This is a genomic window from Mycobacterium aquaticum (assembly GCF_002086485.1).
GTDB lineage: Bacteria > Actinomycetota > Actinomycetes > Mycobacteriales > Mycobacteriaceae > Mycobacterium > Mycobacterium aquaticum.
On the sequence record NZ_MVHF01000041.1, the window covers coordinates 39,983 to 52,335 of the forward strand.

General features: G+C 66.8%; 15 protein-coding genes. 11 read left to right on the forward strand and 4 right to left on the reverse strand.

Features of this window, described 5'->3' with window-relative positions:
* Window positions 1-8: 8 nt before the first annotated feature.
* The 4 genes from BST13_RS29150 (at window position 9) to BST13_RS29165 (ending at window position 3,207) form a co-directional block, all read left to right on the forward strand.
* Entirely contained in the window at window positions 9-806 is a 798-nt protein-coding gene (locus BST13_RS29150; RefSeq protein ID WP_083168458.1) for an SDR family NAD(P)-dependent oxidoreductase, read from the forward strand.
* Window positions 806-1,579 carry a glucose 1-dehydrogenase gene (locus BST13_RS29155; RefSeq protein WP_083168459.1) on the forward strand — a complete coding sequence of 258 codons (774 nt, stop codon included), beginning with the start codon at window positions 806-808 and terminating at the stop codon, window positions 1,577-1,579. The genes BST13_RS29150 and BST13_RS29155 overlap by 1 nt, the downstream gene beginning before the upstream one ends.
* 38 nt (window positions 1,580-1,617) lie before the next feature.
* Window positions 1,618-2,730 carry an alpha/beta hydrolase gene (locus BST13_RS29160; RefSeq protein WP_245839853.1) on the forward strand — a complete coding sequence of 371 codons (1,113 nt, stop codon included), beginning with the start codon at window positions 1,618-1,620 and terminating at the stop codon, window positions 2,728-2,730.
* Window positions 2,731-2,802: 72 nt separating this feature from the next.
* Window positions 2,803-3,207, forward strand: a complete 405-nt coding sequence (locus tag BST13_RS29165) for a RidA family protein (RefSeq protein ID WP_083168461.1) — start codon at window positions 2,803-2,805, stop codon at window positions 3,205-3,207.
* On the opposite strand, the gene BST13_RS29170 is transcribed toward BST13_RS29165, so the two are convergent.
* A complete protein-coding gene (locus BST13_RS29170; RefSeq protein WP_083168462.1) occupies window positions 3,159-3,521 on the reverse strand; it encodes a DUF952 domain-containing protein in 363 nt (120 codons plus the stop codon). The genes BST13_RS29165 and BST13_RS29170 overlap by 49 nt on opposite strands.
* Window positions 3,522-3,680: 159 nt before the next feature.
* Here BST13_RS29170 and BST13_RS29175 point away from each other — a divergent pair, with 159 nt between their 5' ends.
* Window positions 3,681-3,872, forward strand: a complete 192-nt coding sequence (locus tag BST13_RS29175; protein WP_026356416.1) for a DUF7455 domain-containing protein — start codon at window positions 3,681-3,683, stop codon at window positions 3,870-3,872.
* Between the two features lie 61 nt (window positions 3,873-3,933).
* Window positions 3,934-4,911 carry a YihY/virulence factor BrkB family protein gene (locus tag BST13_RS29180; protein WP_083168464.1) on the forward strand — a complete coding sequence of 326 codons (978 nt, stop codon included), beginning with the start codon at window positions 3,934-3,936 and terminating at the stop codon, window positions 4,909-4,911.
* Here BST13_RS29180 and BST13_RS29185 read toward each other — a convergent pair.
* Window positions 4,901-5,137, reverse strand: a complete 237-nt coding sequence (locus BST13_RS29185; protein ID WP_018600547.1) for a DUF3039 domain-containing protein — start codon at window positions 5,135-5,137, stop codon at window positions 4,901-4,903. The genes BST13_RS29180 and BST13_RS29185 overlap by 11 nt on opposite strands.
* A gap of 105 nt (window positions 5,138-5,242) precedes the next feature.
* On the opposite strand from BST13_RS29185, the gene BST13_RS29190 reads away from it, so the two are divergent.
* The 3 genes from BST13_RS29190 to BST13_RS29200 all read left to right on the forward strand — a co-directional run bounded on the left by BST13_RS29190 (window position 5,243) and on the right by BST13_RS29200 (window position 7,631).
* Window positions 5,243-5,659 (forward strand): DUF3099 domain-containing protein, encoded by a 417-nt coding sequence (locus tag BST13_RS29190; protein WP_083168465.1) that lies wholly within the window; start codon window positions 5,243-5,245, stop codon window positions 5,657-5,659.
* Window positions 5,660-5,776: 117 nt separating this feature from the next.
* Window positions 5,777-6,766 (forward strand): sigma-70 family RNA polymerase sigma factor, encoded by a 990-nt coding sequence (locus BST13_RS29195; protein ID WP_264028723.1) that lies wholly within the window; start codon window positions 5,777-5,779, stop codon window positions 6,764-6,766.
* 172 nt (window positions 6,767-6,938) lie between these two features.
* Window positions 6,939-7,631: an iron-dependent transcriptional repressor DtxR gene (locus tag BST13_RS29200; protein WP_083168467.1), complete on the forward strand. Its 693-nt coding sequence runs from the start codon at window positions 6,939-6,941 to the stop codon at window positions 7,629-7,631.
* Here the strand turns inward: BST13_RS29200 and BST13_RS29205 are convergent.
* On the reverse strand, window positions 7,612-8,679 hold the full coding sequence (locus tag BST13_RS29205) for a DUF4192 domain-containing protein (RefSeq protein ID WP_083168469.1): 1,068 nt from the start codon (window positions 8,677-8,679) through the stop codon (window positions 7,612-7,614). The genes BST13_RS29200 and BST13_RS29205 overlap by 20 nt on opposite strands.
* 176 nt (window positions 8,680-8,855) lie before the next feature.
* Between BST13_RS29205 and sthA the strand changes: the two genes are divergently transcribed.
* The gene (sthA, locus tag BST13_RS29210) at window positions 8,856-10,262 is read left to right on the forward strand and encodes a Si-specific NAD(P)(+) transhydrogenase (RefSeq protein WP_170064355.1); all 1,407 of its coding nucleotides are present in this window, start codon (window positions 8,856-8,858) and stop codon (window positions 10,260-10,262) included.
* Here sthA and BST13_RS29215 read toward each other — a convergent pair.
* Window positions 10,259-11,089 (reverse strand): trypsin-like serine peptidase, encoded by an 831-nt coding sequence (locus BST13_RS29215; protein WP_083168472.1) that lies wholly within the window; start codon window positions 11,087-11,089, stop codon window positions 10,259-10,261. The genes sthA and BST13_RS29215 overlap by 4 nt on opposite strands.
* Before the next feature lie 180 nt (window positions 11,090-11,269).
* On the opposite strand from BST13_RS29215, the gene BST13_RS29220 reads away from it, so the two are divergent.
* Window positions 11,270-12,322 (forward strand): proteasome assembly chaperone family protein, encoded by a 1,053-nt coding sequence (locus BST13_RS29220; protein WP_083168473.1) that lies wholly within the window; start codon window positions 11,270-11,272, stop codon window positions 12,320-12,322.
* Window positions 12,323-12,353: the final 31 nt, after the last annotated feature.

Genomic DNA, 12,353 nt, shown 5'->3' on the forward strand with positions numbered 1-12,353 from the left:
GCACACCCATGGAACTACGAAACGCGCGGGTGCTCGTCACCGGTGCCAGCCGCGGACTCGGCAAGAGTATCGCCGAGGTGCTGGCGCACCGGGGCGCGGAGATCGCGCTGGTCGCGCGCAACGGCGCTGCCCTTGAGGCACTGGCACAAGAGCTGGGCGGCAAGGCCTACCCGACGGACCTGGGCGATCACGCGGCCGTGGAGAGTCTCGTCGACCGCGTCGAGGCAGACGGTCCGGTGGACATCGTGATCAACAACGCCGGCGTCGACCACGTCGGCCGGTTCCACCAGGTCAGCCCCCAGCAGGTGCGCGATCTACTGCAGATCAATCTCGCCGCACCGATGGAAATCTGCCGTCAGGTGATGCCGCGCATGGTCTCGCGCGGCCGTGGCCACATCGTCAACGTATCGTCGATGGGCGCCATATCGCAGGGTCCCGGACTGACCCTGTACGGCACGTCGAAGGCCGGGTTGAGCCACTTCACCGCCGGGATTCGCATGGAACTGCGCGGCAAGCCGGTGGGCACCACGCTCGTGCAGATCGGCGAAGTCAAGACCGACATGATCGACCACATCCGGGAGTTCGGCCCGGCACGACGCACCATCGAGCGGTCCATCCGGTGGCGGATGATTCCCCGTGAATCGCTCGACCCGGCAGCGGTTTCCGAGGCCATCGCCGAGGCGATCGAACGCAACCGTCGCCATGTCATCCTGCCGCGCAACATCGTGGCGATGGCCAAGTTCACCGAGTTCCCGCGCCGGGTCTCCGAACTCATGCTGACCGGCATCGACCAGGACATCGACTGATGCCGGGCGTCGACCTGTCCGGGAAGGTCGCGATCATCACCGGTGCGGCTCAAGGGCAGGGCGCAGCAGAAGCTCGCCTGTTCGCCGACCTCGGCGCCCGGGTGGTGCTGACCGATGTCCTGGTCGACAAGGGCCAGGAGGTGGCGGCAGCCATCGGTGACGCGGCACGGTTCCTGCACCATGACGTATCCGATGAAAGCGGCTGGGCCGCGGCCGTGGACACCGCCGTCAGCGAATTCGGCCGCCTCGACGTACTGGTGAACAACGCCGCCATCTGCAAGGTGGTGCCGTTGACCGAGCAGACCGCCGACGGGTTCGACCAGATGTTGCGGGTCAACCTCGTCGGCGCGTTTCTGGGGGTCAAAGCCGTCGTTGAGCCGATGAAAACAGCCGGTGGCGGGTCCATCGTCAACATCTCGTCGCAGGCCGGTGTGCAGGGACTGGCCGGCTATACCGCCTACGGCGCATCCAAATGGGGCCTGCGCGGCATGTCCAAGGTGGCGGCAATCGAATTGGGGCCGTTGGGCATTCGGGTGAACACCGTCTACCCCGGCATGATCGACACGCCGATGATCGCGCACCTCGACGTCGCACGCGGTCCGGGCGGGCACCCCGGCGCACCCCTGACCCGAGTCGGCACGCCCGAAGAAGTTGCCGAGGTGGTGGCGTTTCTCGCGTCCGACGCGTCGTCCTACATCACCGGCGCCGACCTCACGGTCGACGGCGGCGCCAGCGCGGGCCGGATCCCGATCACGCCAGCGCATTCCAGCTGACCGACCTGCGAAACGACTGCGAGACAAGGAGGTTGAAGTTGTCGGCACGCCGCAATGGCACCGGGCTGTCCATGGGCACCCGCTCGGACTGTGTGAACCTGACGCAGCGCGCGACCATCACGCCGCACATCGCACTCGATGAGGCGGTGCTTGCCGTCATGCGCCGACGCCGGCCGCGACAGCCCGGTACCGCCGCGGCCAACCGGACGGCGGCGGAGATGGCTGACGCGGCAGCACTTTTCGCCGAACACGGTTGGTCGGCGATGCCGGCGACGTATCACCGCACTCCCCCGCCACTGCTCGATTCGGAGGTGATGGGCCGACGCACACACGCCGGTCCTTGGAGTCACGAGACCATGACGTTCGCCTCGGGATTCCGGCCCCGCGCCATCGAACCGGGTGCCTCGCAGTGGCCGGAGAACGACCGCAACGACACCGTCTCTGTGCGGGTGTTGCGCCGCGCCGAGCCTCGGGCTCCGTGGGTGATCTGCCTGCACGGCTTCGGGATGGGCGCGTCACGCTTCGACCTGGCCGTGCTGTGGGCCGGCTACCTGCATTCCAAGCTGGGTTTCAATGTGGCACTTCCCGTTTCGCCGTTGCATGGAACGCGCAAGGCGGCCGGTGACCCGGAGCTGTTGTCGCTGGATCTCACGGCGATGCTGCATGGCATCACCCAGTCGGTGTGGGATGTCAGACGGTTGTTGAGCTGGATCCGCGCCAACACGGACGCTCCGGTGGGCGTCTACGGCGTGTCACTGGGCGGATTCCTGGCCACCCTGCTGGCCGGCCTCGAACCGCCCGACGCGGTCGCGGCGGCACTGCCGTTCACCGACGTGTTGGGCCTGCTGCAGCATCACGGCCCGCCGCAGGAATACCGGGATCTGCTCGGCAGTGCGCACGCCAGGGATACCTTCCGCGTCACATCGCCGCTTGAGCTGTCACCGGTGGTCGCGCCGGGGAGGCTGTCTCTGTTCGCCGCCCGCGCCGACCGACTGATCCCGATCGAGCAGTCGCGCGCCCTCGCACGCGCCTGGCGGGACGGGCATGTGCAGTGGTTCAACACCGGGCATGTCGGCTTCACGGGGTCCCGGGCCGCCCGGAGCGTACTGGCCGCGCGGATGCGCGACGCGCTGGGCACCGGGCGCTCCTGAGGCCCGGCAGGGTCGCGTCGACCAGCGCTCCCGCCCCGCGGGAGCCGATCGCCTGCCCTCTACGCTGACCGCATGTCGCAGCCGCGTATCAACATCAGCTCCGGATCCGAGTTCGAGGACATCGTCGGGTACTCCCGCGCCGTCCGGATCGGCGATCACGTCGCGGTCTCCGGCACCACCGGCGCCGGAGACGACGTCGCCGCCCAGACCCGCGACGCACTGGCCCGCATCGAAAAGGCCTTGCAGGACGCCGGCGCCAGCCTCGCCGATGTGGTGCGCACCCGGGTGTTCGTCACCGACATCAGCCGATGGAAAGACGTCGCGGCGGCGCACGCCGAGGTATTCGGCAACATCCGTCCCGTCACGACGATGGTCGAGGTTTCGGCGCTGATCGCCCCCGAATTGCTCGTCGAGATCGAGACCGATGCCTACGTCGCCGCAAGCGGCGAGAACGTGCCGTCGGAGGCCGGCAGGTAGTCGGCAGCCGCCGTGACCGCTGCGGCAGGCAGCGGCCCGTACAGATGCGGGAAATGCATGCCCTCGGGATCGGACGGCACGCCCGGCTCCCAGCGCACCGGGGACGTCAGCGCCGCCGCGTCGATGTAGAGCAGCACCAGGTCGGTCCGGCCCGCATAGAGCCGGTTGGCGGGCAGGTGCACCTGCTCGGGAGCCGACAGGTGGACGAAGCCCTGGGCGTCCAACGAGGGCGGGCGGTGCTCTCCGGACGCCTGGGCCGCCCGCCATTCGTCGGCACTACACAGGTGAACCAGCACGGGCGGCGATGGACGCATACTGCCAGCTTGCCGGTCGAGCAACTCGGCAGACAAGTGAGACACGACACACCGGTAAACCCCTAGGGAACAAGGCCGGAACCGAAAACGTCTGAGAGAGTAGACATACGCAAACCCGGCGCCATTGCCGGGAGGCGCAGAGCAGAAGACGGAGGAGCCATGAACGCAACTCTGACCACCCCGGAGCTAACCAGAGCCGATCGTTGCGACCGCTGCGGTGCCGCCGCACGCGTGCGTGCGACCCTGCCGTCGGGCAGCGAGCTCCTCTTCTGCCAGCACCACGCCAACGAGCACGAGGCCAAGCTGGTCGAACTGGCAGCCGTCATCGAAGTCAGCCCGGTCGAGGCATAAACGCCTCTTCGCACCACCCGACTGGGCAGGAGCACGCTTCGTCCGTAATGCTGGTCTGAACATGACCGGCCAGCCGCTTCCACTACCCCCATCACGCCATCACATCTGGCATATCGCACGGCGCACACTGTCGAAGAGTTGGGACGACTCCATCTTCTCGGAATCGGCCCAGGCGGCTTTCTGGTGTGCGCTGTCGTTACCGCCGTTGCTGTTGGGGGTGCTTGGCAGCTTGGCGTACATCGCCCCGCTGTTCGGGCCGGACACGCTGACGGCGATCATCAGCCAGCTGATCAATGCGGCGAACAGCTTCTTCTCGAAGAACGTCGTCAACGAGATCATCGAACCCACGATTCGTGACATCGCCTCCAGCGCCCGCGGCGAGGTGGTGTCACTCGGGTTCGTGATCTCGTTGTGGGCGGGATCCTCGGCAGTATCGGCATTCGTCGACTCGGTCGTGGAGGCTCATGACCAGACGCCCTTGCGGCACCCCGTACGGCAGCGGTTCTACGCCCTCGGGCTCTACGTGATGATGCTGATCGGCGTGATCGCCACGGCGCCGTTCATCGCGTTGGGGCCGCGCACCATCAGCGAGCACATCCCCGACAGCTGGGACAACGTCCTGCGCTACGGCTACTTCCCCGCACTGTTCCTCGCCGGGGTGGCCGGGGTGACGCTGCTGTACCGGGTGGCATTGCCCAAGCCCTTGCCGTCACACCGGCTGCTGCTGGGCTCGGTGCTGGCCACCGTGGTTTTTCTGGTGGCGACGGTCGGCCTGCGGTTCTACCTGAACTGGATCACCCGTACCGGCTACACGTACGGCGCACTGGCGACACCGATCGCGTTTCTGCTGTTCGCGTTCTTTCTGGGGTTCGCGGTCATGCTGGGAGCCGAACTCAACGCCGCCATCCAGGAGGAATGGCCTGCGGCGGACACCCACGCCCAGCGCCTACGAGACTGGTTCGAGGACAAAGCCCTCAACGGCAACGGCTCGGCGGCCAGAGATTCGGCCGCCGCCACCGACGAGCCGACTACTTCTTGAGTGATTCGTAGATGCGCTTGCAGTCCGGGCATACGGGCGAGCCAGGCTTGGCGGCCTTGGTCACCGGGAACACCTCGCCGCACAGCGCGACGACGTGGGTGCCCATCACAGCACTCTCGGCGATCTTGTCCTTCTTGACGTAGTGGAAGTACTTCGGGGTGTCGCTGTCTGTCCCGTCGTCGACGCGTTCATCCGCGTCGGTGCGCTCGATCGTCTGGGTCTGCATGGTTTTATTGTGCTCCTCGCGTCCGCGGACCCTTATTGTGCCCGCCGACTCGGCCCCAGGAAATCCGCCTGCGCCGACGTCACCCAGGTGTGGAACAGTAGAGGTATGAAACAAAGCCACGAGCTGAGTTTCGACGACGATTTCGACGGCGAAGGTCGCCCGGTTCTCATCACTCGCGCCGCGCCGGCCTATGAAGAACAGCACCGCGCCCGGGTACGCAAGTACCTGACGTTGATGGCGTTCCGCATCCCGGCGCTGCTCCTGGCGGCACTTGCCTACAGCCTCTGGGGCAACGGCCTGATCTCGTTGGCGATCATCTTGGTCTCGGTACCGCTGCCATGGATGGCCGTGCTCATCGCCAACGACCGTCCGCCCCGCAAGGCCGAGGAGCCCCGGCGCTATCAACACGGCGCCGAACGGGTACCCCTGTTCCCGACCGCGCAAAGGCCTGCACTACGGCCTGACGAAGACGCGTCGCCGCAACCGGATGAGGACCGGCCGGGAGGCGACGTTCCAGGCTGAGGAGCTTCTTTAGCTATTCTCAGGATAATCTCAGGTCGTCGACGAAAAACTGCAGGTCAAGCGGCATGAAATCGGCAACTGGTGGGAACTCTTACTGGGTCCACTGCGTTATAAGTGGTGACAGTTCGAGCCGATCAGGAGGCCGTCATGGCAAATGCCACCACAAGCCGCGTTGACACCGATCTGGACGCCCAGAGCCCGGCTGCAGACCTCGTGCGCGTGTACTTGAACGGCATCGGCAAAACGGCGTTGCTCAATGCTGCCGATGAAGTAGAGCTCGCGAAACGTATCGAGGCCGGGTTGTATGCCCAGCACCTGCTGGACACCAAGAAGCGCCTCGGTGAAACCCGCAAACGCGAGCTTGCGACCGTAGTCCGGGACGGCGAAGCCGCCCGGCGCCATCTACTCGAAGCCAACCTGCGCCTTGTGGTGTCGTTGGCGAAGCGCTACACCGGCCGCGGCATGCCGCTGCTGGATCTGATCCAGGAGGGGAACCTGGGGCTGATCCGCGCGATGGAGAAGTTCGACTACACCAAGGGCTTCAAGTTCTCCACGTACGCCACCTGGTGGATCCGCCAGGCCATCACCCGCGGTATGGCCGACCAGAGCCGCACCATCCGGCTGCCCGTCCATCTCGTCGAGCAGGTGAACAAGCTGGCCCGGATCAAGCGGGAGATGCACCAGAACCTCGGCCGGGAAGCCACCGACGAGGAACTCGCCGAGGAATCGGGCATCCCGGTGGAGAAGATCAACGACCTCTTGGAGCACAGCCGGGATCCGGTGAGCCTGGACATGCCGGTGGGCACCGACGAGGAGGCGCCGTTGGGCGACTTCATCGAGGACTCCGAAGCCATGTCTGCGGAGAACGCGGTGATCTCCGAGTTGCTGCACACCGACATCCGCTACGTGCTTGCCACGCTCGACGAGCGTGAACAGCAGGTGATCCGGCTGCGGTTCGGCCTCGACGACGGTCAGCCGCGCACGCTGGACCAGATCGGCAAGCTGTTCGGGCTCTCCCGTGAGCGGGTGCGCCAGATCGAGCGCGAAGTGATGGCCAAGCTCCGCAACGGCGATCGGGCCGACCGGCTCCGGTCGTACGCAAGCTAGACGTTGCCCCTGGATGTGCCCGCCGGATACCCGGCGGGCACATCGCATTTCCGCCGGTTTTGCCGCCTTGAGCGGCCCCGCCGCGGGGACGGGCGGCACGCCTACGTTGGCCGCCAGTTCGCGCCGCCCGAACGGTAGACTGTCGTGTGACGTTTGGGCTTGGAAGGCGCGAATGAACGATCTTGTCGATACCACCGAGATGTATCTGCGGACCATCTACGACCTCGAAGAAGAGGGCGTGGTGCCTCTGCGTGCCCGAATTGCCGAGCGGCTCGACCAGAGTGGTCCCACCGTCAGCCAGACGGTGTCGCGGATGGAGCGCGATGGGCTGCTGCACGTCGCCGGTGACCGGCACCTGGAGTTGACCGACAAGGGACGCTCCCTGGCCATCGCGGTCATGCGCAAGCACCGGCTCGCCGAACGCCTCCTCGTCGACGTCATCGGACTCCCGTGGGAAGACGTGCACGCCGAGGCGTGCCGGTGGGAACACGTGATGAGCGAGGACGTCGAGCGACGCCTGATGCATGTGCTGAACAATCCCACCACCTCGCCGTTCGGCAACCCGATCCCCGGGCTGTCCGAACTCGGCGTCGGAACCACCGCGTTCTCCGACGACGTGAGCCTGGTCCGGCTGACCGAGCTTCCGGTCGGACTGCCGGTCGCGGTCGTGGTGCGTCAGCTCACCGAACACGTCCAGGGCGACACCGAGCTGATCGGACGGCTCAAAGAAGCCGGCGTCGTGCCCAACGCCCGTGTCACGGTCGAGGCCAACGACCACGGCGGCGTGATGATCCTGATCCCCGGCCACCAACAGGTCGAGCTGCCCCACCAGATGGCACACGCCGTCAAGGTCGAGAAGGTCTGACACCCCCGAAGGTCCGCCGCGGTGGCAACCGCACGCCGAGCCGATCGGCCTGCCGGTAGCCGCTGAGGGCCAGCTCGCGGACTTGCTCGGGCCGCATCCCCGACTGCAGCGCGGTGTCGAGCATGCCCGCCATCCGGTGCTCGGGATCGCAGTCGAGTGCGGCGTCCAGCGACACCCCGGTCAGCGGTCCGTCACCCCGGACGTAGGCCGAGAATGCCAACAGCACGAGGGCCTCTGCCCGCCACGGCGGCGGCAAGGCGCGGGCCAGCTCGGCCCACAGGGATTCCGCCGGGCCCGCGCTGTCCCCCACCGCCAGCGCGTACAACGTGTCGCGGACCTGCGGATCGGTCAGCGAGACCGCGATCCGGGCCATCTCACCGTCGCTGGGTGGCCGCCCGTCCGCGAAGCGGTCCGCAGCGGCGATCGCGGCTTCGATGTCCGCGCGGACACGGGCCCGGCCGCGGGTGCGCGGCGCGGCGGGCAGCTCATCGATGACCCGAGCCAACCGCGCACCGCGGACAGAGTCGGCCTCGACGATCTGTTGCAGTTCCTCGCGCCGCCGGTAGAGCCTGCGTCCGTCGAGCACCGCGGCCGCAGCTAACGGCGACGCGGACGGATCCTCGACAACACCGTGGCTGCCGCAACCGTCGGCGCAGTGCCAGGTGCCGCCGGCTTCCACCCGGTCGACGACATGCGCGCCGAGCAGTTCGATGCCGCCGGCCGCCAGCCGCTCGGCCAGGATGGCGGCGAGCTCACGGAACTCGTCGTTGCACTGCTGGCAGTCGGCTCCGTTCTCGTCGACGAACACGGCGATGGCGGTCTGCGGCGCGGCGGCTGAGGCCACCTCGGCCAAATGGTCGATCCGCACCCCGATGTCCGGTGAAAGATCAACGCGCATAACGCATCCCAGCGCTCCGTCGTCGACGGTGACCAGCACCAGCGAGTGCACGGGTACGAAGCCGAGGACCGCGGGCAGCGCGGCGATGAGGGTGCCGGGCCGGTCGAGGCCGAACTGCGCGGTATCTGGTGAATCCGATGAATATGTCATGGCACGACCGTCGCAGCAGGCACCGTCAACGGGATTCGCCGCGCAGCCCGATCACGGCGATCTGTGGATGAAACTCGTTTTGGGGATAACGGTCCGCAGCGATTGTTCATGCGCAATTTGACGCGGTCGGCGTGCGAGATCCGAGCAACCGGCGTAAACACTCTCCCATGGGTTCGATGCAGGAGTACGACCTCGTCGTCATCGGTTCAGGTCCCGGCGGCCAACGTGCTGCCATCGCCGCCGCAAAGCTGGGCAAGACGGTCGCCGTCATCGAACGCGGGAGGATGCTCGGCGGCGTGTGCGTCAACACCGGCACCATTCCCTCGAAGACCCTGCGCGAAGCGGTCGTCTATCTGACCGGCATGAGCCAGCGCGAGCTGTACGGCGCCAGCTACCGCGTCAAGGAGAAGATCACCCCCGCCGATCTGCTTGCGCGTACGCAGCACGTCATCGGCAAAGAGATCGACGTGGTGCGCTCGCAACTCATGCGCAACCGCATCGAGCTCTACACCGGGCACGGCCGCTTCGCCGACGAACACACCATCCTGGTCGAGGATCCCAACCGCGCCGAGCTCGTCACGGTGCGGGGCCGCTACATCGTGCTGGCCACGGGCACCAAACCCGCCCGCCCCTCCGGCGTCGAGTTCGACGAATCGCGCGTGCTGGACTCCGACGGCATTCTCGACCTCAAGTCGCTGCCCACCTCGATGGTGGTGGTCGGCGCCGGCGTCATCGGCATCGAGTACGCGTCGATGTTCGCCGCACTCGGCACCAAGGTGACCGTGGTCGAAAAACGGGAATCCATGCTCGATTTCTGTGATCCGGAGATCGTGGAGGCACTCAAGTTCCACCTGCGCGACCTCGCGGTGACCTTCCGGTTCGGCGAGGAGGTGACCGCTGTCGACGTCGGGTCCGCCGGAACCGTCACCACCCTGGCCAGCGGCAAGCAGATCCCCGCCGAGACGGTCATGTACTCGGCGGGCCGCCAAGGCCAGACCGATCACCTGGACCTGGCCAATGCCGGCCTGGAGTGCGACAACCGTGGCCGGATCTTCGTCGACGACAACTTCTGCACCAAGGTCGACCACATCTACGCCGTCGGCGACGTCATCGGCTTCCCGGCCCTGGCCGCGACCTCGATGGAGCAGGGCCGCCTGGCCGCCTACCACGCGTTCGGCGAGCCCACCAAGGGCATGATGCAGCTGCAGCCCATCGGCATCTACTCGATTCCCGAGGTGTCCTACGTCGGTGCCACCGAGGTGGACCTCACCAAGGACTCGATCCCCTACGAGGTTGGTGTTTCCCGCTACCGTGAGCTGGCCCGCGGGCAGATCGCAGGCGACTCCTACGGCATGCTCAAACTGCTGGTGTCCACCGAGGACCTGCGGGTGCTCGGAGTACACATCTTCGGCACCAGCGCCACCGAGATGGTGCACATCGGCCAGGCGGTGATGGGGTGCGGCGGCACGGTGGAGTACCTCGTCGACGCGGTGTTCAACTACCCGACGTTCTCCGAGGCCTACAAGGTGGCCGCGCTCGACGTGATTAACAAGCTGCGCGCGCTCAACCAGTTCCGCGCTTAGCAGTCGCTGTCGTAGGCCGAGGGGGCGGAGTCACCTGCCCCGCCGGCCTCTGCGCGCGCCAACAGGCCCACGATCGATTCGTCGAATCGGGGCGAGAAGGACAGGTCGTCGTCGCAACCGCCACCGTCGGGTCCGCCGATCAAGCCGATCACCGTCGAACCCACGATCCATGGCGCGCCGCTGAAACCGTCGGTCAGACCGATGCACGGCAGCGACGGATATCCGTCGTGTGAGAGCCCGGTCACCCCCTGACACCGCAGCGGATCACCGCCCGACCCCATCGGGTAGCCCGTGACCGTGACGGATGTGCCCGCCGGCGGTGCCGAGCCGAGCGTGAGACCGCCCTCGAACGACTGGACCGCTGAACCTTCGGACTCGTGATGCACCCGCGCGATGGCGAAGTCGGCATGCGGATCTTGCGATGCGACCCACCTGGGGTCCAGATAGACCGTGGTGATCCGCCAGATGTCGTCATCCCCATCGTGGAAGCCGGGGATGAACGTGGTGCCGATGCCGTCGGCCACACAATGCGCGGCGGTGAGGATCAGGTCCCCGGTACTGCTGTCGAGGACTGCAGCGCTGCAGGTGTGCACCGATTCGCCCGTTCCGCCGCCGAGAAACACCGCCCCCACGCGAGGGTCAGGTGCGACGGGCGCGGCGCCCGAGACGGCATTGGCCTGCGGGTCGGCCTGCGGGGCCGATGCCGCCGAGGTCACGGGGATCGCCGCGGACCCGGTGTGCCGCGCAGGCGCGGGTGCGGCACACGACGCGACCACGGACGTGATGGCCGCCGCTGCCGCGACCGTCCGAACCCTCGCCACCTGCATGACCACCGATCCTGCCCGAAAAACCGTCGCTCAGGCTGGAATGCCGGGTGGGCGCTGCCTGTTCGATTCCACATGCGGGGCATAACGCGCCGCATGATGGGAATGCGCGACACTATATGGCACAGCACGAGGGTTCGGCACGATCTGGATCAGGGCGTGCAGTGACAAGGAGACGGAGTGATGGCCGACAGTAGCGACCACCCTGAGCACCACTACCAGCCCGATCAGAGCGGGATGTACGAGCTGGAGTTTCCCGCACCGCAGCTGTCTGCGTCCGACGGGCGCGGGCCGGTGATGATCCACGCGCTCGAAGGGTTCTCCGACGCCGGCCACGCGATCCGGCTGGCGGCCGAGCACCTCAAGAACAGCCTCGACACTGAGCTCGTCGCCTCGTTCGCCATCGACGAACTCCTCGACTACCGGTCGCGGCGGCCATTGATGACGTTCAAGACCGACCACTTCACCGGCTACGAGGACCCCGAACTCAATCTCTACGCCCTGCACGACAGCGTCGGCACGCCGTTCCTGCTGCTGGCCGGCATGGAACCGGACCTGCGTTGGGAACGCTTCATCACCGCCGTCCGGTTGCTCGCCGAGCGGCTCGGGGTGCGGCAGACCATCGGGCTGGGCACCATTCCGATGGCGGTGCCGCACACCCGCCCGGTCACCCTCACCGCGCATGCCAACAACAAGGAGCTGATCGCCGAGCACACCCCGTGGGTCGGCGAGGTCCAGGTGCCTGCCAGTGTGTCCAACCTGCTGGAGTTCCGGATGGCCCAGCACGGACACGAGGTGGTCGGCTTCACCGTGCATGTCCCGCACTACCTGGCCCAGACCGCATACCCGCCCGCGGCGGAGGCGCTGCTGGCCGAGGTCGCCAGGACGGGTTCGCTACAGTTGCCGCTGGCCGCACTGTCCGAGGCAGGCGCCGAGGTGTACGGAAAGATCAACGAGCAGGTAGAAGCCAGCACCGAGGTCGCCCAAGTGGTGGCGGCGCTGGAGCAACAGTACGATGCGTTCGTTGCCGCACAGGAGAATCGGTCTCTGCTGGCACGGGACGACGAACTGCCCAGCGGCGACGAGTTGGGCGCCGAGTTCGAACGATTCCTCGCCCAGCAGACCGGTGACAAATTCAAAGACGACAAGTACAAGGACGACAGGTATCGCGACGACCTGTACCGCGACGACAGACAGCCCGACGATCCCGACGACACAGACCCGGACCATCCATAGGAGCCCACAGCAGGGCCGACAGCGAGGTTGG

Excerpts from the sequence above, each read along its gene's own strand:
- BST13_RS29200 (WP_083168467.1), top strand. The coding sequence starts at position 6,939 with ATGAACGATCTTGTCGATACCACCGAGATGTATCTGCGGACCATCTAC.
- sthA (WP_170064355.1), top strand. The coding sequence starts at position 8,856 with ATGCAGGAGTACGACCTCGTCGTCATCGGTTCAGGTCCCGGCGGCCAA.
- BST13_RS29150 (WP_083168458.1), top strand. The coding sequence starts at position 9 with ATGGAACTACGAAACGCGCGGGTGCTCGTCACCGGTGCCAGCCGCGGA.
- BST13_RS29185 (WP_018600547.1), bottom strand. The coding sequence starts at position 5,137 with ATGCAGACCCAGACGATCGAGCGCACCGACGCGGATGAACGCGTCGAC.
- BST13_RS29175 (WP_026356416.1), top strand. The coding sequence starts at position 3,681 with ATGAACGCAACTCTGACCACCCCGGAGCTAACCAGAGCCGATCGTTGC.
- BST13_RS29180 (WP_083168464.1), top strand. The coding sequence starts at position 3,934 with ATGACCGGCCAGCCGCTTCCACTACCCCCATCACGCCATCACATCTGG.
- BST13_RS29220 (WP_083168473.1), top strand. The coding sequence starts at position 11,270 with ATGGCCGACAGTAGCGACCACCCTGAGCACCACTACCAGCCCGATCAG.
- BST13_RS29165 (WP_083168461.1), top strand. The coding sequence starts at position 2,803 with ATGTCGCAGCCGCGTATCAACATCAGCTCCGGATCCGAGTTCGAGGAC.
- BST13_RS29155 (WP_083168459.1), top strand. The coding sequence starts at position 806 with ATGCCGGGCGTCGACCTGTCCGGGAAGGTCGCGATCATCACCGGTGCG.
- BST13_RS29215 (WP_083168472.1), bottom strand. The coding sequence starts at position 11,089 with ATGCAGGTGGCGAGGGTTCGGACGGTCGCGGCAGCGGCGGCCATCACG.
- BST13_RS29170 (WP_083168462.1), bottom strand. The coding sequence starts at position 3,521 with ATGCGTCCATCGCCGCCCGTGCTGGTTCACCTGTGTAGTGCCGACGAA.
- BST13_RS29190 (WP_083168465.1), top strand. The coding sequence starts at position 5,243 with ATGAAACAAAGCCACGAGCTGAGTTTCGACGACGATTTCGACGGCGAA.
- BST13_RS29205 (WP_083168469.1), bottom strand. The coding sequence starts at position 8,679 with ATGACATATTCATCGGATTCACCAGATACCGCGCAGTTCGGCCTCGAC.